19 protein-coding genes and 1 pseudogene are annotated in these 20626 nt (G+C 48.5%); 16 read left to right on the top strand and 4 right to left on the bottom strand.

Translation table 11 applies throughout. The features are described from left to right. Positions 1-16 precede the first annotated feature (16 nt). The 16 genes from P0G09_RS09555 (at position 17) to P0G09_RS09480 (ending at position 17593) form a co-directional block, all read left to right on the top strand. On the top strand, positions 17-1285 hold the full coding sequence (locus P0G09_RS09555) for a CpaF family protein (RefSeq protein WP_256266961.1): 1269 nt from the start codon (positions 17-19) through the stop codon (positions 1283-1285). Positions 1286-1315: 30 nt separating this feature from the next. Further along, complete coding sequence (locus P0G09_RS09550) at positions 1316-2200, top strand: hypothetical protein (RefSeq protein WP_256266962.1); 885 nt, start codon at positions 1316-1318, stop codon at positions 2198-2200. Between the two features lie 6 nt (positions 2201-2206). Continuing rightward, positions 2207-3097: a type II secretion system F family protein gene (locus P0G09_RS09545; protein WP_154260398.1), complete on the top strand. Its 891-nt coding sequence runs from the start codon at positions 2207-2209 to the stop codon at positions 3095-3097. A gap of 57 nt (positions 3098-3154) precedes the next feature. Then, positions 3155-3403: a hypothetical protein gene (locus P0G09_RS09540; protein WP_154260400.1), complete on the top strand. Its 249-nt coding sequence runs from the start codon at positions 3155-3157 to the stop codon at positions 3401-3403. Between the two features lie 135 nt (positions 3404-3538). Continuing rightward, positions 3539-4174 carry an A24 family peptidase gene (locus P0G09_RS09535; RefSeq protein ID WP_154260402.1) on the top strand — a complete coding sequence of 212 codons (636 nt, stop codon included), beginning with the start codon at positions 3539-3541 and terminating at the stop codon, positions 4172-4174. A 20-nt stretch (positions 4175-4194) separates the two neighbouring features. Beyond that, positions 4195-5535, top strand: coding sequence for a WG repeat-containing protein (locus P0G09_RS09530; RefSeq protein ID WP_154260404.1), 1341 nt, complete (start codon positions 4195-4197; stop codon positions 5533-5535). Positions 5536-5552: 17 nt separating this feature from the next. Further along, entirely contained in the window at positions 5553-6224 is a 672-nt protein-coding gene (locus P0G09_RS09525) for a hypothetical protein (protein ID WP_275252530.1), read from the top strand. 45 nt (positions 6225-6269) lie between these two features. Then, positions 6270-9143 (top strand): DUF5702 domain-containing protein, encoded by a 2874-nt coding sequence (locus P0G09_RS09520; RefSeq protein ID WP_177717479.1) that lies wholly within the window; start codon positions 6270-6272, stop codon positions 9141-9143. Between the two features lies 1 nt (position 9144). After that, complete coding sequence (locus P0G09_RS09515; protein ID WP_177717477.1) at positions 9145-9747, top strand: hypothetical protein; 603 nt, start codon at positions 9145-9147, stop codon at positions 9745-9747. Positions 9748-9770: 23 nt separating this feature from the next. Beyond that, entirely contained in the window at positions 9771-11153 is a 1383-nt protein-coding gene (locus P0G09_RS09510; protein WP_275252529.1) for a DUF6382 domain-containing protein, read from the top strand. A gap of 1 nt (position 11154) precedes the next feature. After that, positions 11155-12024, top strand: a complete 870-nt coding sequence (locus P0G09_RS09505) for a PP2C family serine/threonine-protein phosphatase (protein WP_275252528.1) — start codon at positions 11155-11157, stop codon at positions 12022-12024. Further along, positions 12021-14249 carry a serine/threonine-protein kinase gene (locus P0G09_RS09500; protein WP_177720129.1) on the top strand — a complete coding sequence of 743 codons (2229 nt, stop codon included), beginning with the start codon at positions 12021-12023 and terminating at the stop codon, positions 14247-14249. Before P0G09_RS09505 ends, P0G09_RS09500 begins: the two co-directional genes overlap by 4 nt. 14 nt (positions 14250-14263) lie before the next feature. Then, complete coding sequence (locus P0G09_RS09495) at positions 14264-14401, top strand: hypothetical protein (RefSeq protein WP_177720126.1); 138 nt, start codon at positions 14264-14266, stop codon at positions 14399-14401. Between the two features lie 18 nt (positions 14402-14419). Continuing rightward, the gene (locus P0G09_RS09490; protein ID WP_177720128.1) at positions 14420-15676 is read left to right on the top strand and encodes a tetratricopeptide repeat protein; all 1257 of its coding nucleotides are present in this window, start codon (positions 14420-14422) and stop codon (positions 15674-15676) included. Between the two features lie 15 nt (positions 15677-15691). Next, positions 15692-17017: a tetratricopeptide repeat protein gene (locus P0G09_RS09485; protein WP_177720127.1), complete on the top strand. Its 1326-nt coding sequence runs from the start codon at positions 15692-15694 to the stop codon at positions 17015-17017. Positions 17018-17398: 381 nt separating this feature from the next. Continuing rightward, positions 17399-17593: a DUF3873 family protein gene (locus P0G09_RS09480; RefSeq protein ID WP_097772426.1), complete on the top strand. Its 195-nt coding sequence runs from the start codon at positions 17399-17401 to the stop codon at positions 17591-17593. Positions 17594-17644: 51 nt separating this feature from the next. On the opposite strand, the gene P0G09_RS09475 is transcribed toward P0G09_RS09480, so the two are convergent. The 4 genes and pseudogenes from P0G09_RS09475 to P0G09_RS09460 all read right to left on the bottom strand — a co-directional run. Next, positions 17645-19027, bottom strand: coding sequence for a relaxase/mobilization nuclease domain-containing protein (locus tag P0G09_RS09475; protein ID WP_275252600.1), 1383 nt, complete (start codon positions 19025-19027; stop codon positions 17645-17647). A 55-nt stretch (positions 19028-19082) separates the two neighbouring features. Next, the gene (locus tag P0G09_RS09470) at positions 19083-19361 is read right to left on the bottom strand and encodes a hypothetical protein (RefSeq protein WP_275252527.1); all 279 of its coding nucleotides are present in this window, start codon (positions 19359-19361) and stop codon (positions 19083-19085) included. 109 nt (positions 19362-19470) lie between these two features. Further along, on the bottom strand, positions 19471-19803 hold the full coding sequence (gene mobC / locus P0G09_RS09465; RefSeq protein WP_275252526.1) for a plasmid mobilization relaxosome protein MobC: 333 nt from the start codon (positions 19801-19803) through the stop codon (positions 19471-19473). Continuing rightward, a pseudogene (locus P0G09_RS09460) lies at positions 19800-20626 on the bottom strand (N-domain protein, SNF2 family); the annotation flags it as partial. The pseudogene P0G09_RS09460 and the gene mobC, both read right to left, overlap by 4 nt.

Here is a 20626-nt window from a genome sequence, read left to right as displayed (position 1 = left end):
CGGTAAGGAGGAACAGATGACAACAGAGGAACTGAAAGACCTTCGCACCAGAGTCTTGGAAGCCATCAACCGGGAGTTACAGCCCACGCGGATGACCGATGAAGAGTTGCTGAAAGCAATCACCTCTTTGGTGGATCGAGAAAGCAGAGGAGATTATCTGCTTCCAATTCAGAAGATGGATACGGTCAACAGCATTTATAAAATGTATCGCGGCCTTGGCGGTCTGCTGGATTCCATCCTTGCGGATGAAGATATCACGGAGGTCATGATAAACGGCCCAGACAATATTTTTGTGGAGCGCAAGGGTCGTTTGACCCGGGTGGATAAGCATTTCAAGGATGAACAGGAACTTCGCCGTGTGATAGATCTGATCGTTGGTAAGGCACATCGTGAGGTCTCGGAAGCAAATCCTATCGTGGATACCCGTCTGGAAGATGGCAGTCGTGTGAATGTAGTGCTTTCGCCGATTGCACTGAGCGGTTCTACTGTTACCATCCGAAAGTTTTCCAAGCAGCCTATGACCATGGAAAAGCTGCTGGAATACGGCTCCATCACCCCGGAGGTTGCACAGTTCCTTCAAAAATTGGTAAAAGCACGATATAACATTTTTATTGCAGGCGGTACAGGCAGCGGAAAAACGACATTCCTGAATGCCCTTTCCAGCTACATCCCTCATGATGAGCGTATCATTACCATTGAGGATTCTGCAGAGCTACAAATTACGCAGATCCCCAATATCGTGCGCCTTGAGACACGCAATGCAACGGCATCTTCGGGAGAAAGCAAAAAAATCGACATCCAGAGCCTGATCCGTTCCAGCCTGCGTATGCGTCCGGACCGCATCATTGTGGGCGAGGTTCGCGGCGCAGAGGCACTGGATATGCTTCAGGCCATGAATACGGGCCACGATGGAAGCCTTTCGACCGGACATGCGAACTCAGCGGAGGATATGCTGAGCCGTCTGGAAACGATGGTGCTGCAGGGCGAGGCGGCCCTTCCGCTGAAAGCTATCCGGCAGCAGATATCCAGTGCGGTGGATATCATGATCCATCTGTCCCGCCTGCGCGACCACAGCCGCAAAACGATGATGGTCAGTGAGATCCTCCCGCATCTGGACGAGAACGGTGATATCAGACTGAATCCGCTGTTTGAGTTCCGGGAGGACGAAAACTCTACGCTGCAGCATGTTTCGGGAGCGTTGGTGCGGACAGAAAATCCCATGATACAGACGGACAAATGGACACGTGCTGGCTTCCTGCTGGAAGACATCCCGACAGCAAAGTAAAAGTGATTGGGAACAGAGAGGAATGATCGGATGAAAAAAGAACAGAATGCGGAAAAGACAAAAGTCAGAAAGCTCGCCAGAACGAAAGAAAAAGTCTCCCAGTGGACGACGAATCCACTGAACGAAAAGGTTCTGGATTACCACAACTATGAGATGACAAAGAGCGAATCGGTGCTGTATTTCGTGGCGGCATTTCTGGTTGGCGGTGTGGTGAGTCAGTTTTTCTATGGCGGTCTGTTTCAGGAGGACGGTGTGCCGACACTGCTGACGTATATCAGCAATTCGGCGGCCTTTGTAATAGTGGGATTGCTCGTTGGCAAGGTATTCCTTCCTGTGCGCAGCCGCCAGCTGGCAGAAAAACGCCGGGATACGCTGCGGCGGCAGTTCCGCGATATGTTGGAATCGTTGACCGCTTCTTTGGCGGCTAACAGCACTGTGCGCGATGCGTTCAGCTCGGCGTATACGGATATGTGTATGCAGTATTCTGATGATGCGTTGATCTCCAAAGAGCTGGATCAGTTCCGCCGTGCAGAGCAGATCAATGTGACACTGGATGTCATGATGGATGATTTTGCTAAACGCAGCGGCGTGGAGGAGATACAGGATTTTAATAATGTATTTCAGGTCTGCTACGGCCCCGGCGGTAACATGAGCCGCGTCATCAACCAGACCCACGATATCATCTGCGAGCGGATGGAAGTGGAGGATGAAATCCAGGCGAAGATCCATGCAAATGAAATGGAGCTGAATATCATTATGCTGGCTCCGGTGCTCATTGTTGCGCTGATGCGTAGTGCCAACGAGACATTTGCACAGAATCTGGCTTCTCCGGTAGGCGTTGCAGCTGTGACAGGTGCATTGGTACTGTTTGCCATCGCCTACATCTGGGGACAGAAAATCATTGCGGTGAGGTAAAGAGGAATGCTGATTGTAAAAATGATTTGTCTGGCGATAGGCACGGTCTTGGCAGTTCTTTTTATCCTGCTGACGATGCGCGGCAAAAAAGAGGACTGGCGCATTGAGGGTGTGCCGGAAAAAGAATTCAGCGATAAAGAACTGTGGGCAGCTGGGTTTGCAATGCAGCAGATGCCGATGTTTTCGATGGATTCGGCAGTGGGCAAAAAGATGATATCGGCCTCGGCTATCCTGCATCCTGAAAACGGTGGGCGCTTTGTGGAATACTGGGCGCGGCTGTACTGGGCACGAACCTTATCAATGTCCCTGCTGGTGCTGGCTTTGGCATTCTGCGCCGCTGTATTCATGGATGGCTATATGCTGTTTGCTGTGCTGGTGGCAGGTGTTGCCATGGTGGCAGTTATTTATTCCAACGGCGCAAATGAGATGAGCAATCAGCTCCAGAAGCGCAGCACGGAATGCATGATGGAGTTTTCCAATGTGGTATCCAAGCTAACTCTGCTGATGAACTGCGGTATGATTCTGAAAGAGGCGTGGTATATCGTTGCAAAAAGCAAGCAGGGCATCATTTATGAGTTGATGCAGGAAGCCTGCCGTGAAATGGACAACGGTATGGCCAGCGCAGAAGCAATCTACAACTTTGGTGTCCGCACTGGTTCGCCGGAAGTGCGCAAGTTTGCAAGCATCATTATCCAGAACATCGAAAAGGGTGGGTCAGACGTGACCGCTGTGATGCGCCAGCAGGCCGATGAGCTGATGTCCCAGCGGCGGCAGATGTTGCTGCGCAAGGGCGATGATGCCGCTGCACAGCTGCTGGCCCCCACGACTATCGTTCTGATTGGTGTAATTCTCATCATCATGGTGGCAGCCATGTCCGGCATGGATATGGCGATTTAAAAGTGGATATAGGCAGACCGTCTGCTTATATAAATAAATTCTCAGGAGGAATATTTTATGAATAAGTTTATAAACAAGATCTACATCAAGGCATTGGTCGGCGCTAACATGGCAAAGAACGAGCTGCAGAAAATGCGTGAAGAGGACGAGGGCCTCGACATCATCATCACCATTATCCTGGTGGCTGTTGGTCTGGTCTTGGTTGGCATTTTGGTGAACTATGCAAAGAAAATCGTCAGCACTGCAGACTCTCAGGTAAATCAGATTGGCAACACGGTTGGAGGTTTGAATTCGACTGTTAAATAAAGTAAATAGTTGAATATAAATCTAAGCGAATCTTGCCTTTTGCGGGGTAAGATTCGTTTCCCATGGGCCGTGCTCTTATTATGGGTGCGACCTATGGGAAACGAAACAAATAAACAATATATATGAGGAATCACAATGGAATGGATCGTTGCGGGATGCGGAGCAGTATTGACCCTTGCGGCAGTCTGCATCGCAAGAAAGAAAACAGGACTAGAACCATCTGACCGAAAAAAGTGGCTGGCGGCGCTTCTGCTAGCTGGTGTGGGCGGTTTTGCGAGCGGCTTTTTGTTGATATTGCGTGTGGGCACATACCTGCCCAATCTGCTGCGGTTGTTGCTGCTGGGGGCGTTCCTTGCGGCGGCGGCTTATACGGATGCCCTGAGCCGCCGGATACCGAATCAGGTCGTGCTTGGTACGGCGGCGGTGTTTGCAGGATGCACGCTCCTGGATTTCCTGTTCAGCGGGATGGATGCGGTTGCTATGATGGTAAACGGACTTGTTTCGGCAGGTGTGTTTTTCTTGGTGTTCTTTCTGGTCAGAATGGCTTCGCACGGCGGTGTCGGATACGGCGATATAAAGATGATCACCGCAGCAGCCCTTATCTTTGGCGTTTACGGGACTTTCAGCTTTCTGCTGACATCACACGTTGCGGCGGCACTGGTGGCAATCGTGCTGTTGATTTGCAAAAAAGCATCCCGTAAGGATGGATTGCCGTTCGGGCCGTTCTTTTATCTGGGGTATCTGGCAACGCTTCTGATGGGAACATTTTGAGCAATAGGAGGAATTAAAGGATGAAAAAAACGCGGCTGGTTGCATTGGTGGCGCTTGTGGCAGTCTGTATTGCAGGCTGGACGGTTTTGGGCATGAATGCAGTGAGCGAGGTCAAAACACAGAAAGATACTGTGGCGGCAGCGGAATATTACCGCGGCAAAAAGCTGTTCCAGCTTTCGCTTCAGAATTACATGAGTGCAATCGGTAACAAGCCCACAGAAGCACTGTATGATGCCTACATCGCCACCTGTAAGGAATATTATGAGGACTGTGCCACGGCGAATGTCCGCAGCATCGAAGAAGATGCCTATGCGGCGGCTGTGGCAGAGTATCCGGCTCGGGCAGACTACTGGGAGGCTTATGTGCAGCTCTATTATGAGGACGGCGATTACGACTCGGTGGTAAGGACGCTGAAACAGGCAGATGCGGCAAAGATACCGTTCAATGATGCAATGATGCAGTACTGGAATGAGGCTTACTACGCCTGCAATGTGTCCAATTCGAGCTATCTTTCGGTGCAACTGGCTGGAATGGATGGTGTGTACCTTGGATGGGATGGAGAAAAAAATGTCCTTTTCAGCAGCGCAGACGGCGAACTGCTGGACCGGGATTATGTCTTTGTCGGCCCGGTGGGACAGAGCACTGTGGTACTGTGTTCGGATGAAAAAGGCGAAAGCTTTGCCTTTCAGCTTAGCCAGAATCTGATGGTTGGCCGCTTTATGGCAGAAATCGAAGAAGGCAACGGATACGGCGATGGACTGTTTCCGGTGAAGCTGAAGGGCCGCTCTGACTGGAGTTATATCGATATCAACGGCACGGAATACCTGAATGGTTATCAGATGGCAGGTATGTTCCAGAACGGAAAGGCACCTGTCCGGACACAGAACGGTGAGTGGATCTTTGTGGATCAGAGCGGTGCACAGCAGGGTAGCAGCTATGAAGAAATCCAGCTGTCGGAGAATGGTTCGTGGCTGGTCGGCGGTGTGTTCCTCGCAAAAGAAAACGGCGTATGGAATTTCTACTCGGAAAGCGGCGAGAAGCAGGGAGCACTGGATGCGGATGCGGTCGATCTGAACCGAGGCAGCGGTCTTGCCTTTTGCAAGAACGGCAAATGGGGTTTTGCGACAAATGACGGAAACGTAGCCATCGAGCCGGAATATGATAAGGCAAAGAGCTTTTCCGGCGGCGTTGCAGCGGTGTGTACCGATGGCAAATGGGGCTTCATCAATGGAAATGGTACGCTGGTGATCGATCATCTTCTGGCAGATGCGTCGTATTTTGATGCAAACGGAGTCTGCCCGGCCAGAGTGCTGGACAGCGATGTTCAGCAGATGCTGAGCTGGCGCGTAGAACGCAGCTGAGCCGCAGGAGGTATACCATGAAAAAGTGGTGGAAAGAAAGCGCCCTCCGGCAGCAGGAGAACGGCATGGAAGCAATCGAGGGCCTGCTGGTGATCACCCTGATGCTGTTTGTGCTGTTCTATATCTGGGCGTTTGGTTTTTTGATGTACCAGAACTGGGCTGTGCAATATGTCGCAACTGATACAGCATCCCGTATTGCGCAGACGTATGGGTACTCGAGTTCGGACCCGATTACTGGTTATATCAGTCATGCGACGAGAGTCAGCCTCAGTCCATACAGATATAAAGATGACGAAGAAGAGAAAATTCAGGATGTCAATGCGAATCGGGCTGAAAAATATGCGCGGTATAGTCTGAAAAAAGCAGGATTTGCAAAAGAAAAAGGACTGGATATAGAAGTAACGACTGTGAAGGACGCACTTGCAGCAAACCACGTGGAGGTCAAAGTAACTGCACAGTATGAAATCCCGTTTGGATTTGCAATGAAGTATTTTGGGCAGAGTCCTTATCGGGAATTTACGGCTACGGGCCGGGCGGTCTGTCTGGATATACAGCATTATATCTATACGAATAAGAGCCTGGATGCAATGGAAGATGCGATTGGTGCGGGAGTCAGTTCGAGCGTAATAAAAACGGCGGAAAAAGTCATTTCCATTATACGTTCTGGATTCAAGGCGCTGAAAAAATAACAAGGGCGAAACATAAGATAAGTAACTACGTGTGAGGGGAAAAATATGTTTGAACTGAAAAAGCACGTGAAAGAGCGGCTGATAAAAAGAACAGAGGGTATTATTTCGCTTCTGCTGATAGTATTGCTTGTTCCGTTTTATTCAGTAGCTGCTATTCTGGAAGAAGTGGGGCGGTATCAGAGCGCTTTGCGAGGGCTGGATTCGGCGATCAGTTCCAGTGAGATGTCGGTGCTTGCACAGTACGATCAGTTTTTGATGGACCGCTTTGCATTGTTGGCAATCGATCAGAATAAAAACATTGATCAGCAGTTTTTGTCTTACTTGAAAAAGCAGGATACACAGGATACGCGTTCGTTTTCTCTTTCAAATGCGCAGACCAAGGCCACGGGCGTATACCCATTGGCAGATATCGAGGTATTGTACCAGCAGATCAATGAATTTTCAACGTATACCGTTCCTACAAAGCTTATTCTGGAAGGTGTGAATTTTGACAATATTGTTTCTCAGCTTGAAGGCTACAGCACAACGGTGAGCAATGTTATCAAACAGCTGAATTCTGTAGGTTCGAGCCTGCAGGGCGGGTTGGATTCGTACAATGCCCAGAAGGAGGCCAGCGAGCAGCTTGATGCAGTGACCAAGACAACGGGCGAATATGCTGAGTCGTATAACAGGTTCAAAAATGCGATGGACAGCTTGATCGAGCATAAAAAAACAGAGCGGCCTGAAAATGAGAAAGAAGCGGCGCAGTGGGACGAACAGCTGAAAAACCTGCTTCAGGAAGCCAATACAGCCAAGGATGATTATCAAAATCAAATCGACAAGGAACGGGATGGAATATCCAGCCTGGCTAAAAAATTCGATACGGCAGCAAGTAAGGAACGCAGTGCGTATGATACTCTTGTGGATGGAGTGACAACTGCCGTATCGACCAAGCAGGCAAGCGAAAAGGATGTTCTGAATAAAAACATTCAGGATAATAAAGGTGTGATAAAGGAAATCGACCGCCAGCTCGCTGCATTGGGTGACGATCCACAAGGAGAAAATCGGGAAGAAAAAAGACAGTTGAAAGCTTTGAGGGACCAGGTACAGGAGCGAATAAATGAGGACACGGACAGCATAAATAAGATTGCAAATGAAACGACCAGCATGAAGGAAATTACAGATGAGCTGAAAACGGGTGATAACGCAAAGGATGTTCTGGAGGACTATAATTCAGAGGCATGCGTGGATTCGTTGAAGGGCCTGAACGAAGAAATGGAATTTCTGAAGGGGATGGACCTGGAAACCATGAATGCGGACAGTCTGGAAAATCTGGCCGGAAAGCTTCATCAGGTGGACTTGAGCAAGTTTTCAGACACGAGCAGCTACAAGGAACTCTGGAATAATGTGCGCCAGTCTGTGGGACAGGAGAGCATACAGGGCGTTCCGATGGATTTTATCGATGGCATTTTTGCTCTATTAAGTATTGACACACTCTACGACGAAGATCTGAACAGCAAAATAGATTTGAACTATTATGGAAAGCTTCCGAGTCAGAGGATTCGCTCTGCGCAAGAATACTCACTGGATTCGCCATTTGAAAAAGAAGACCAGAAAACAGCACAGGATAATCTGAATAAAATCGGACTGCCGATTTCGGAGGCGGACTCTGTAGAGCTGGATGGCGGCATCAACGTTGGCGGGCAGGCTGATGATGATGGAGAAGCAACGGGAAATCTGTTCAAAAAAATGATTCAAATGGTCAACCGGCTGAAAAAGAAAATGGAGGGATACAAAGCTGTTGTAGACAGCATGAGCAACCTTGCAAAAGGAAACAGCTGGGATAAGGTCCTTCTGATGGGATATCTGACTTATAGCGTTTCAAATCGTACAAACTACGATTCGGGAGTGTCGTTGTCTGGTGCATCGTTTAGCGGAAGCGGAGGCTTGGCTCCCAAATATGAGGCGCAAAATGTCCGGGGTGAATTTCTGGTAAAAGAAGAAAACAAATACTCATTCTGCGGGGCAGAGATGGAATATCTGATGACCGGAAAGATGAGTGAATATGAAAATCAGGCAAGTGTTTTTGGTAAATTGGTCGCTCTTCAGAGTGTGATGAGCATCTGGGCAGTTGCAAATGATCCGTTTGTTGACGGCATGAAGATAGGCTGGTCAACGGCTGCCGCTGCAGTGCCTTATGCCGGACCCGCACTGAGTTTTGCGATGAAAATACTGACACCGGTCCTGTTCGCAATGGCAAATGGTACAGTGGATACACTTCTCCTGGTGAATGGAAACAAAGTCCAACTTTTTAAGACCGCAAAAGGAGTACATGTTAATCCCACTGGATTTGCCAGTGCTCTGGAGACGCTGATGAATTCCAAAATGTTTGACTCGAAAGATCAGGCAACATTTAAAAGTGTTAATGAAAAGATGCAGGCACGCAGGGATACATACAGCACATTCAAGGACGCAAAAGTTGATGAGAACGGCTTGATCATTCCGTCTGATACGGGCACATCGTCAGGTGCTGACACATCGACCAGCATGGCGAATAAAAATACGGACGTATCTAAAAAATCGGAAAAGAAGAAGCCATTTGATGCAAGCAACTACGGAAAAAGCCTGAATGAATTCAACTATACAGAGTTCATGTTTATTATGCTGATGGTATTTTATACCGGAAGTACAGATCAGCTTTTGAACCGCTTTGTGGACATTATCCAGATGGAGGAAACAAATCGAGCACTTACGACGAATAATACCCAGTATTCCCTGAAGGAGCAGCTGACGGGTACTAGAAAAAAGTTCGACGTGGATAAAGCGTATACTGCGGTTCGTGCGGAAGTGAATGGAAAATTTGTAAATGTATTGCCGGTTCCGACTTTATCAAAGGAGTCTGTATGGACTGCACATCGGATAATCTATCGAGGGTATTAAAATGAAAAAGATATTTTCTGGATTTAAGGATGAGCAGGATGGTGCGATTGCAATCGAAGCATGTATCTCACTTACATTATTTCTCATTGTAATGATTGCGCTGTACAGTGTGATACAGGTGTTTACGGTTCAAAGCATGATCAGCCATGCTATGCAGGAAGCCTGTCAGAGCATGGCGCTGGAAAATTATAATCAGTCAATGTTCAAAACTGGAACGCTGCAGCAAATTCCCAGCAAAGTGTTTGATTGGATTTCAGGTGGACATCGAGAAAACTTCAGTACATCGGCAGATTTTTCATGGAAAGAACTGCTGCTTCCATCGTCCTCGACTTCAGGAGAAGCACAGACAGCTTTGTATGACAGTAATGCAAAACAGAGGTTCGCAGCTTATCTGGGGGGAGGAGTAGAAAAAGCGGATGAGCTTCTGAAAAATTATGGCGTGGTGGGAGGTCTGGATGGAATTTCCTTTGCTGGCACAGAAAAATCTGGCACCGACATGACCATACAGGTTTCCTACAAGGTTCGTTTGCTCTTTTACATCGAGATGTTCCACTTCGGAGAATTTGAAAGTACACAAACAGTTTGCTGCAGACTCTGGAAATAAAACAGCGGAAAGGATGTCGCACTATGGAGGAATATACTGTTATCACACAGGGCAATGCAATCTATCTTGAGGGAAAGCTTGGAGATGAAGAGCAGCTGGATGAGGTAGACCGTGGGATGCTGGTCTCGAACCAGATCGCCGGTTTTCTGCCGCTCAGTGTGCAATGGGTCAATGGAAACTGCCGTCTGCTGTACAACATTACGGGTCTGACACCTCTGGAGCAGGCTGCAAGGATCCTGGAAAACGAGACCCGGCTGACCAACTTTTTCCTGTCGCTGTGCAAGGTGGAAAAAGAATGCGATGAATATCTGCTGAATCCGCGCAAGATCGATCTGGAACCGGGAGTTGTCTATCTGGGTGCGGACGGAAAGGCATTTGTGCTGTACCGTCCGGTCGAGGCAGCAGGACAGAAGTATGACCCGATGGAGCTGACGCATTTCGTGTTTCGCCTCATTGGTCAGCAGATGCCTCGGGACAGCAGGATACTCAATGTTCTTTCCCGTCAGCTGCTGTATGGCGGAAGCTTTTCCTTTGCGGAACTTGAGCCGAAACTGAAAGAAAAACCGGTCATGGAAAAGATCCCGGAGCCGGTGCAGGAGGAGACCCCGCGATACGAGGAAAGACATCCGATCCAGGCGAAGCCGTATGTCCCGCCGAAGCCCGTGATGGAACCGCCGAAACCGGAGATCCCCAAGCAGGAACCGGTAGTCCCGGAACCGGCACAGGACAATCCTTTTGCACAGAGCGGCAATCCTTTCGCAGAAGTCCAGCCCAAAAATGAAAAGCCGCAGAAGGAAAATAAAAAAGCAGAGAAGAAACCGGAGAAAAAGAGCGGCGGCCTGTTTGGCCTTTTTGGAGGAAAGAAGGACAAGAAGAAAGCAGGCAGTGAAGAACAGGAAAACCCCTTCCAGCAGAAAGAAGAACCCCCGCAGGCAGCACAAAAGGCCGAGATGCCTCGCGCGCAGCGCCCGGCCCCGGTCTCTGCGCCCATGCAGGCTCCGGCTGCCCCGAAAGTAGAAGCAGGCCGGACGGTGCTGCTGTCTGGCAGCGAGAACGGCGGGACCACCAAAACGATGGTCATGGGGAGCGGCACGACAGGCGCCGGAGAGCTGTACCTTGTCCAGAAGGATACGAATCAGTACATCCATGTGACCCATACGAATTTCCATATCGGACGTGCGGAAAATATCGTGGATTATACAGTGCAGACAAGAAACCACTATCTGGGAAATGACCATGCCTATATTTTGCTGGATGGCGGAAATTATTATATCGTTGATAATAATACGCAGAATCACACATATCTGAATGAGCGGCGGCTGGAGCCTTCCAAGCCGACACTGTTCCATGCAGGCGACACAATCCGGATGGCAGATGTGGTGTTCAACGTGATAATGGGTTCCTGACATGGCATTGCAGTTGGTACATATAACGGATAAAGGGGAAGTCCGCTCATCGAATCAGGACAGCTTCTGTGCGAGGATATCGAGCTTTGGACAGGAGACGGTCGCGCTTCTGGTGGTATGCGATGGAGTGGGTGGTCTGCAATCCGGAGAACTTGCCAGCACAGGTGCGGTGCGCTGCTTTGAAGACTGGTTTGAACAGCAGCTCCCTCAGATCATGGGATCGGAACTGACGGAGACGACGGTGTTTCTCTCGTGGCATCAGATGCTGGAAAATCTGCATAACACACTTTGTGAATATGCTGAAAGATCAGCGATGCAGTTCGGAACAACGGTGTCTGCCCTGCTCATCTCTTCGGACAGGCTCTACTGGGTGCAGGTCGGCGACAGCAGAATTTATCTGGATGACGGAACCGGAACGGAGCAGCTGACGAAAGACCAGACGCTTGCGATGAGAGAGGTGGAGGCCGGGAGGCTTTCGCCAGAGGCAATGCAGATAGACCAGCGGAAGAATATTCTGCTACAGTGCCTTGGATATGGAAAAATGGAACCTGTGTTCCAGAGCAGACCACGCCCACAGAGGGGCGCTGTAGTGTTGTGCAGTGATGGATTCTGTCACTATTTGGAGGAGAAACAGATACGTCGTCTTCTTACAGAAACAGAAACGAGAGAACAGTTGTGGCAGCAGATGCAGAAAACTGTGGAGTACTGCCGTGCTCATGGTGAAACGGACAATATCACGGCGCTGGTGCTGAAGTGGGACGGTCAGGAACAGAAACGCTCCGATTCTGCAGAATGGATTGAGGTGTGGGCGAGGCTTTCGGGAGAAGCGGCACCGGAGGAATATGACCGGGAACTAGGAGGAATCTTGTGAGCGAAACAATTACGCTTGGGTTTACGAACCCAGATTATGAAAATATTCATGTGCTGAATCGGCTGGGTGGCACAGGAGATGTGTTTGCCGCTCATAAAAAGGGCATGGATATTGATGTGGTAATCAAGCGTACACAAGTGCAGTATCATGACCGAATCAAGCAGGAAAATGAGTCTATAATTCTAAAAAGTCTAAAGCATCAGTATTTGCCAAGAATCTATGATGTGCTTTATGGGCAGGACGGTTGTATCTATACTGTAATGGATTACATCAAGGGTGAAAATCTGGAGCAGTATGTACTGAAAAATGGTCCGGTGACCCCAAAAGAGTGCTATCGCTGGGCGTGTCAACTCTGCGAGGCAGTCCAGTATCTACATCAGGAAAATAGCGAAAAACCGGCTATCATTCATTGTGATATTAAGCCGGGAAATGTAATGATTACCCGCAGCGGAGATATCTGCCTGATCGATTTCAATACATCACTGATTTTTCGGCGGGATAAGAAGGCGGTCGCAGTGACAGATGGCTATGCTGCGCCAGAACAGTACAGCCCTGTGCAAAGCACCCCCAACGCAGCGATGCCGCCGCAGAGAGAAGGCATCAAAGATGCGACTGTACCAATGGATGCAACGATGCCGATGGAGACCGCGCTTCAAAATGAGGCAACAGTACTGATGGACGAGCAGTGGAATCCGTTGCAGCCCACAGAAAAAATGCCCGGCGGACAGGAAAGTAGCTTGCGAGGGGCGGATGCAGAGGGCGAATACGGTGCCATTTCGATGGCGACTGATATTTATGCCATCGGCGCAACGTTATATTTTGCTGTGACAGGGCGTGCTCCGGAAAAATCACTGGATAAAGTAACGCCGCTGGAACAGTATAAGCCTAAGATAAGCCGCTCGATGCAGATCATTATCACCCGGGCGATGCAGAAACAGCAGGAAAAGCGGTTTCAACAGGCTGCGGAGATGCTGCGTGCGCTGAAGAACATTGACAAAATGGACCGGAACTACAAGGACTATCAGGTGCGTAAGCGGGTCATTGCGCTGGCACTTGCAGTCTGTTTTTCAGCAAGCGCATACAGCTGTTATTATGGCGTGACGCAAATGAGAAGTGAGCGGGAAAATCTCTATCTGCTGGACCTCGCACAGGCGGAACAGGCTGAGAAAACAGCGGACTATGGGACAGCGCAGACCCTTCTGCAGGGTGCTATCCAACGGCAGCCGGGACGGGCAGATGCCTATCTACAGATGGCTGTGTTGATGTACCGCACCGGAGATTATCAGGGCGCTGTCAATCAGCTGGAAAGCGCAGTTTCTTCCGGAAATCTGAAGGAAAATGACATGGATGCTGTCACACGGGAAAAGCTCCACTTCATCAAGGGAAACTGCTATATCGAATTGCAGGATTATGATAAGGCCGTACGAGAGTTACAGCTCGCTGTTCAGCAACAAGGCGCAGAGCCAGAAAGCTATCGTAGTCTTGCAATCGCACTGGCTAATGCAGGAAAGCTGGAGGATGCCAAAAAGACTCTGGAAATCCTGCGGGAAAACGGCGCATCTTCGGGAGACTGCGATTTAGTCGCAGCGGAGATTATGTCACTGCAAAAGCAGTATTCTGAAGCACTTGACCTTTACCAGAAGGTGTTTGATGAGGTCGATGACGTACAACTTCTGAGCCATGCATATCTGTCAGCGGCCAATGCGGCATTGAATATCGATGATTTCGTATATGCGGAGGAAATTCTGGAGCAAAGCTGTAAAGCATTGCCAGAAGGTCAGTCTGTGCTCGAAAGGGAGATGTTGGCAGATATTTCCCTACAGCAGGCTGTTACGGACAAGGAGCACTCAGAAAAGTATTATAAACAGGCAGAACAAAGGCTGAATGAGCTAGTGGAAAGTGGATACGCAACCATCTCGACAAAGCTAAATCTTGCAACAACGCTACAGGCACTGGATAAATACAGCGAGGCAAACAAGATTTTGCAGGAACTTTCAGAGCAGTATCCGGAAGACTACCGTTTCGATATGCAGAGAGCATACCTTCTTATTGACTGGCAGAATGCAAAGAGCGCTGAAAAGAGAAACTATTACGAGGCCGGAGCTTGCTATGATTCTGCTGTAGAAAAATACCGTCAAGCACAGGCCAATGGAACAGAAGATATGCAGATGGCTATATTGAATAATCTTATAGATCAGCTTCGTACAGGTGGATGGCTTAAGTAAAGGAAAGGGATAAAATGTCTACAGGACAGATTTTTTTCGTGGTCGGCATTGTAGGAATGCTTGCAACAGCTGTTGCGAGTGTTATCTCTGCCCGCATCCTGAGCAAACAGGAGAAAAAAATGAAGAAAGAAATTTGGAACGAGTATAAATAAAATATAAGGAAAAAAACAATGACGAAAAAGGAAAAAAAGCTGATAGCAGTAATTGGGTTAGTAGTAATATTACTGACTGCCTGTGCTTCAAAAGCGGCGAACGCAACAGAAAAAATCGAGCTTGGCCAGAAATATCTGACGGAGGCAAACTATACTGAAGCTATTGCCGCATTTACCGAAGTGATAAAGATTGACCCATCTAACATCGAAGCCTACATGGGTCGTGCAGAAGCGTATAAGGGTTTGAAACAGTACGATGATGCAAAGGCAGACTATACAGAAGTCATAGGGAAAACCGATGAAATGCCGTATACACAGGCACAGGCATATATGGGCCGTGCAGAAGTGTACGAACTGACTGATGAGACGACCTCTGCCGAGAGCGATTACAGCGTGGCAATCGACCTGCTGGATGAAGATGATATTGGAATGAAGGAAAATATTGCGGATACCTTTATTCGGGAGCTGAAAATCAAGGTACTGCAGTTGCACGCAGAAATTTGCATAAGACTTGGATTGTATGATAAAGCACTGGATGACTACGCAATGTTAGCAGAGCTTGGTGTGGATATGACGGCGGAAAATCAGAAAGACTCTTCTGCACAGGACGAAAGTTCAGTTGGTGGAACATATGTATGGAACTATGCTGATGAAAACGGGGATGTTACAAAAATGCAACTAACTGTGCAAGCTGGAAGCCGTCAAATGAACGCCATCGTCAACTATCCTTCTAATCTTGATGCGGAGGCTATAGCGGGCATAATTGCTGGCTATACATTAAAAAAAGAGTATCCAGAAATAGAAGAAGCGTATTTGGAATTTCAGAAAGCAGCAGAGGCTAATAGTAGATTGGCGGAGAGAATTGATGTAAATCATGTGACAGAGGCACAAATGCAAGAAGCAGAGGCATTGGCAGCACAATGGGAAGCACTCGAGTCGAAATACGGTAGCTATTTTCAGATATATGAGAACGAGATTCAGAAATGGGCGGGAGTTGATTGGAGACCCCAAATTATTGAAACCGTTTTTCTGAGTAATCCCGTTAGTCGTGTTGAAAAAACATCTGATACGCTTTATATTTATGTTCCAACTGGAACAAGATATACAAAAGCCATAATGGACTTTATATCTTATAGTGGAAAGTCAGAGTCGATCGATGCGACAGATATGGTAATGAAAGGGAAAAAAAATAATTTGTCTCAGCCAATTTATGAGTGGGACATGAGCAGCAATATGATTGGTTCGTTCAAAATTGAGTATCGAGAGGATAAATAAGAAAGGACTTCGGTTATGAAAAAGTGTAAAGAGATATTGATTGGTGTACTCCTCTTATCAATGGTCTTTTTTACGGCCTGTACCTCGAAAGCTGCAAAGGCAATGGAGAAGGTAGAACTTGGTCAGAAGTATTTGACCGAGCTGAACTATACGGAAGCTGTAGCATCCTTTACAGAAGCTATTGGTCTTGATCCGGAGAATATCTCAGCATATATGGGCCGTGCAGAAGCTTATGTGGGTTTGAAACAGTATGATGATGCAAAGACAGACTATACCACAGCTATCGAAAAGGCAGTGGAACAGCCCTACACACGTGCAGAAGCCTATGTGGGTCGTGCAGAAGTCAACGAGGTGACCAACGCAAATGAAGCTGCATTGTCAGATTATGAGTCAGCTCAAAATATTTTGGACTCTATTGACTGGAGTAAATTTAAAGAAATCACAGAGCAGATGCTTAAGGCATTACAAGAAAAAATAGAGAAAGCCTGCGAAGAACTGAGAGCCTTGCTGGGCCTTAATGAAAATGATGAGCCGCTGGACACAACTGCAATATTCCAGAATGCAATAGATGGGGTGGCGGCGGACGCTGAATATGCAGAAAACGAGCGTTATGTCATCGTGAACGATTATGATGGGGATGGAAAACAGGAAGCCTTTGGATTTTTGGGAATCCGGAATGACGAATACCAGACATGGGAGTCGGTGAAGCTTTACTACCTAAAATCGGATGGTTCGGTCGAAAAAATTGCTCTGAATGGAGATGTAACGGGCGGACCGGCAAAGGTATCTGGGACCGAACAGATGGATTTTTCAGAGAGCTTTATTACGCTGGGCAATAAAACTTTTTTGGACTTTGAAATCGGATATTCGGCGAGCGAACCAACGACTGTATTGTTTGGTGTAAATGATGGAAATTATACATCGACTTCAGTGTACGGCTATTTTCCGGAAAAGGTCGATGAAAACCACATTGCGACCTCGGATTTGGATTATCGGGTTGTCTACAAAGAAGAAAACGGTATTTTTACTGAGACAATGAGAATGCCGGGAGAGGATTACGAATATCGGTTTGCTTCAAAGGAAGAATACCTGAATAGTATGCTGACGGAAGAACAGCTGAAGGATATGGCAAGAGGTCTGGGAGTACCAGAAGACCTTGATGTGAGGTACATTCAAGGTGAAAGAAGCTACTGGGAGGCTGGAGAATGCTGGGAAATCTATGTGTTGGTCTGTACTGGTAACAAATGCATAGCCTCCTGTAGCATTAATCCGGACAATGGGGAATGGACGCGAAATACTGCTATGTATGATCCAGATCATGCATGGGAGGTAAACTGCTGAGAAGATTGCGATTTCAAATGTTATGCTTAAGTATGAATTGGTTGTCTCTCATATATGCTATATGCTTTGAGCACATACATCTGTACTGTTCATTGAAGCGGCAAGCAGTGCGCCGTGGTACCACGGCACGATTTTTGAATCCGATTTCTAAAAATCAAATTCAAAATGCTTGTTGGGCTGTGCCCAAACCCCTTGCGTTCTGCATCCGATGGATGCAGGCTGCGCATTCCTGCGGAACGCTTCTGTTGCGTGTCAATGCACACTCTCTCTGAAAATTCCGAATGCTTTTTGGTGTAAGCGTCAATGGCGCAGTTCTGGCATTCGTGGTAGAATGAGCGCGTTGTGTGCCTGACACACGAAAAAGAGAGGACGGATGCAGAGATGGAACAGCTTTACCTGATGCCCGGTGAGGAACGCTACACGAAATTTCAGGACGAAAACGGCGTGCCGAAAGTTCGGTATACTTACTGTTCGCTGCACGGCAGGCTGTTCAACTGCACCTGCAAATCCATGGACGAAGCCCAGCGGCTGTGCGAGGATTGGCTCGTGACACAGGATCGCTGCTACATAAACTAAAAAGACCGCCGAGAACCTGACCTGTGATGGTCGGTTCTCGGCGGTTTTGGTTTATCGGGTTTGCTCTTTTTCTTTGCTGTCCTTTTCCTCCGCAAAGAACAGTTCCACATTCTTCTGCGCTTTTACGATGTCCTGCATCTCATCCCGCGCCTTGCGGTACTCCGGGTAGAGTGCTTTTTTCTTGGTGAGCAAAGCCGAATACTCTGCATTCAGGTCTTTCACTTTGGGCAGCTTTTTCAGGCCGGATTCATTGAAAGCGGCTTTCGCCGCCTTATGCAATGTAATCTCCTCCCGGTGCGCTTCCAAAAATTTGGAACTGTACCCGGATTTGCGGTAAGCATCGTATACAGGCCGGGTCTTGGCATAGTTGACGATGTGCGCCCGGAGGACGGCGATTTCAGCCATACGCTTCTCGGCGACCTTGATGGAATCGCCCAGTTTGTGATAGCGAGAAAGTGCAGTATCAGCACGCTCTTTCAGGTCATCCGCACTGCCGATTTTCTGCTCCTGCAAAAAAATCAGCGTTTTGGACATCTCTTTCAAGTTGTACTTCTTCGCCCAGCGTTCGTAGCCGCCACCTTTGCCCTCGGCAAGTTTTGCTTGAATGTCAACCAGCAACTGGAACGGCTGCTCTTTGGGAGGCTGCTTCTGATGTGGGCGGTGTTCGGCTTTTCCGGCAATGACTGCTTTGATTTCATCCTCGCTGTACCCGGCACCCAGTGTCTTGAACCGGATAAAGCGTTTCTGCCGTGCGCCTTTAACGGAAGTGTATTTGCCGCGTTTGATTTCATAGCCCTGCTGTTCCAGCTTTTGCAGAAAATCTTCGTAGTCGGTGGGCTTCTGCTGCAAAATCTCGTCGATTACACTGCACAGCCGGTCGCGGTTGCTTTCCTTTGGTGGGTAAGTGATGCGCTTCTGCCGTTCCCGGTAAGGCTTCTTTTCAATGACTGACAGCTGATGCTCCAGACAAATCAGGTCGCTCAACCGCTGCACTGCCAGACCGGAAAAGAAAAAATCCCGGAATTTTCTTGTGCCGTCCAGAGTGGTCGAGTTATAGATAATGTGATTGTGAATGTGTTCCCGATCGGTATGCGTTGCAACGATAAAAGCGTGTTTGCCTTTCAGAAACCGGAAGGCCAACTCATAACCGATGCGGTTTGCTTCTTCAGCCGTAATTTCACCAGGTCGGAAAGATTGCCGTATCTGATAGGCGATAATGTTACTTTTTTGGCTGCGCCCGGTGGCCTGCTCGTACAGCTTTTTTGTGAGCATGAACTCCTCGTCCACAGTAAGCGGGCTGCATTGATAGCTGCTGACAAGTTCGCCTTTTTCAGTCTTGTCAGGATTCTGTGCATAGTTGGTGCGGTCTTTCAGGCAGGCGGCAATAGATTTTCCTTTGTGCTGATGCAGTGCGATCAGACGAGTAGCTGCCAGAGCAGATCACCTCCTAAATGAAAAAGCCGCCCGAAGGCGGCAAGAAGATTCAAAATCAAATCAGGTCCCGGAGCCAACCGCTGAATTTCTCAACGCCCTCCACTATTGCAGTTGCGCCGACAAAAAGGACAAAGCAGAGAAATTCGGCAACCAGCAGAATCAGAAATTGATCCCAAGTCTGGCGGTAGACGGTGTAGATGCCGCAGCCAAAGATATACAGCATCAACGGCGCGACAACATAGCTGGACAGAGTAAGCAGCCACTTTGCCATCAGAGCCAGAAAAGCCACGAACAGAGAGATCGGGGCAAGCATCATCTTGAATAAAAGCCTCATATCAAACACCAGCCTTTCTTTTTCGCCCCTATTATAAAGGTATCGCCCCTTGCCTTGCAAGGATGTCAACCGTTATGTAAACCCGCAGCCTCCTACTGCGGGAAATTTTTTAGAGTTCGGTGAGTTTGGCGAGAAGTTGCTTGCCAATAGCTATCAGCTCATCCAACCGACTACGCAAGTCCTCTAAATCGGCGGCATAGAGCTGCCCGCTTTCATTGGCCCGTTTCGCCACCTGATTCAGGTTGTTGCTGCAATTCTGAAGAAGGTACGCCATCCGACGCAGCTGTGGTAAATCAAGATTCAGGCAGTAACCATCCAGAGCCATTTTTCGCAGATAAGAGCCAATGCTCAAAATACCGCAACTTTCCATCTTCTGACGAATGCGTTCCAGTTCGACTTTGCTGACACGAAAATGGATCTGCTGGTCACGGTGCTCCGTCACCGGGCATCACCATCCTTATCCAAGTAAGATTTGAATGGTCGGACAGGCTCCACTTTATCAGCCTTTTCTTCCAACGCAGCCAGCACAGAGGGGCGGGCATCCGGCTTTTCTTCCGCTTCGGGTTCTGTCCGGCTGGACTGATGCTCCATGTTCAACAGCGCATCCAATTCTGCAAGGCGGGCAGACTTGGTTTGCAGTTCTTCCTCCTGCGCAAACGGCTTGGCGATTTCAACCTCTGCGGCCTGCTTCTGCTGTTCCAGAGAATCCAGTGCGGCCTCAGCATCGGCAATGCGGTCGGCAAAATTGCCGATGGCATTGTCCAGACGGACGATGTTGCCGCGAGGGTCATCGCCCAGCGGTACCGGATAACTCAGCTCGCCGCGGAGAACGATTTGATACTCATTCTTGAAACTGTCAAAGCGAATGTTAAGCTCAAAGCCGCGATAGGTGCCCAGCAGCATCATATCCGCATTCGGCATCTCCTTGCAGGCAAGCATCAGCCGCTCACCAGCTGCTTTTTTCTCATCGAACACCATGCCCTTGATCGTCATGCCGCAGAAGTTCTCCTTATCCTGCGGGTGTGCGTCTGCGATTTGGGCATCGTTTTTCAGAGCCGCAATACGGTTCTTCGCTTTCTGAATTTCCTCCGGGTAATGCTTGAGTAGCTTATCTTCCAGACGATATTTCTGGTTCTGATAATCCGAGCGCAGCACCTTGAGCTTTGCTACCTGCACATCCAGATCCATCTTTTCCCGGATGCGCGGGTCGCCTGCGCATAGGGCCTTGACCTCGGCATACGAAAGAGCCTGCTCATCCACATCAT

Source organism: Faecalibacterium sp. DFI.5.82 (assembly GCF_029076575.1).
GTDB classification, from domain to species: domain Bacteria; phylum Bacillota; class Clostridia; order Oscillospirales; family Ruminococcaceae; genus Faecalibacterium; species Faecalibacterium duncaniae.
The sequence above is the reverse complement of the archived record's forward strand: the minus strand, read 5'-3'. Positions and strand labels throughout refer to the sequence as shown.

What these genes read in the sequence shown, in the direction of transcription:
- P0G09_RS09555 (WP_256266961.1), top strand. Translation starts at nt 17, where the DNA reads ATGACAACAGAGGAACTGAAAGACCTTCGCACCAGAGTCTTGGAAGCC.
- P0G09_RS09550 (WP_256266962.1), top strand. Translation starts at nt 1,316, where the DNA reads ATGAAAAAAGAACAGAATGCGGAAAAGACAAAAGTCAGAAAGCTCGCC.
- P0G09_RS09545 (WP_154260398.1), top strand. Translation starts at nt 2,207, where the DNA reads ATGCTGATTGTAAAAATGATTTGTCTGGCGATAGGCACGGTCTTGGCA.
- P0G09_RS09540 (WP_154260400.1), top strand. Translation starts at nt 3,155, where the DNA reads ATGAATAAGTTTATAAACAAGATCTACATCAAGGCATTGGTCGGCGCT.
- P0G09_RS09535 (WP_154260402.1), top strand. Translation starts at nt 3,539, where the DNA reads ATGGAATGGATCGTTGCGGGATGCGGAGCAGTATTGACCCTTGCGGCA.
- P0G09_RS09530 (WP_154260404.1), top strand. Translation starts at nt 4,195, where the DNA reads ATGAAAAAAACGCGGCTGGTTGCATTGGTGGCGCTTGTGGCAGTCTGT.
- P0G09_RS09525 (WP_275252530.1), top strand. Translation starts at nt 5,553, where the DNA reads ATGAAAAAGTGGTGGAAAGAAAGCGCCCTCCGGCAGCAGGAGAACGGC.
- P0G09_RS09520 (WP_177717479.1), top strand. Translation starts at nt 6,270, where the DNA reads ATGTTTGAACTGAAAAAGCACGTGAAAGAGCGGCTGATAAAAAGAACA.
- P0G09_RS09515 (WP_177717477.1), top strand. Translation starts at nt 9,145, where the DNA reads ATGAAAAAGATATTTTCTGGATTTAAGGATGAGCAGGATGGTGCGATT.
- P0G09_RS09510 (WP_275252529.1), top strand. Translation starts at nt 9,771, where the DNA reads ATGGAGGAATATACTGTTATCACACAGGGCAATGCAATCTATCTTGAG.
- P0G09_RS09505 (WP_275252528.1), top strand. Translation starts at nt 11,155, where the DNA reads ATGGCATTGCAGTTGGTACATATAACGGATAAAGGGGAAGTCCGCTCA.
- P0G09_RS09495 (WP_177720126.1), top strand. Translation starts at nt 14,264, where the DNA reads ATGTCTACAGGACAGATTTTTTTCGTGGTCGGCATTGTAGGAATGCTT.
- P0G09_RS09490 (WP_177720128.1), top strand. Translation starts at nt 14,420, where the DNA reads ATGACGAAAAAGGAAAAAAAGCTGATAGCAGTAATTGGGTTAGTAGTA.
- P0G09_RS09485 (WP_177720127.1), top strand. Translation starts at nt 15,692, where the DNA reads ATGAAAAAGTGTAAAGAGATATTGATTGGTGTACTCCTCTTATCAATG.
- P0G09_RS09480 (WP_097772426.1), top strand. Translation starts at nt 17,399, where the DNA reads ATGGAACAGCTTTACCTGATGCCCGGTGAGGAACGCTACACGAAATTT.
- P0G09_RS09470 (WP_275252527.1), bottom strand. Translation starts at nt 19,361, where the DNA reads ATGAGGCTTTTATTCAAGATGATGCTTGCCCCGATCTCTCTGTTCGTG.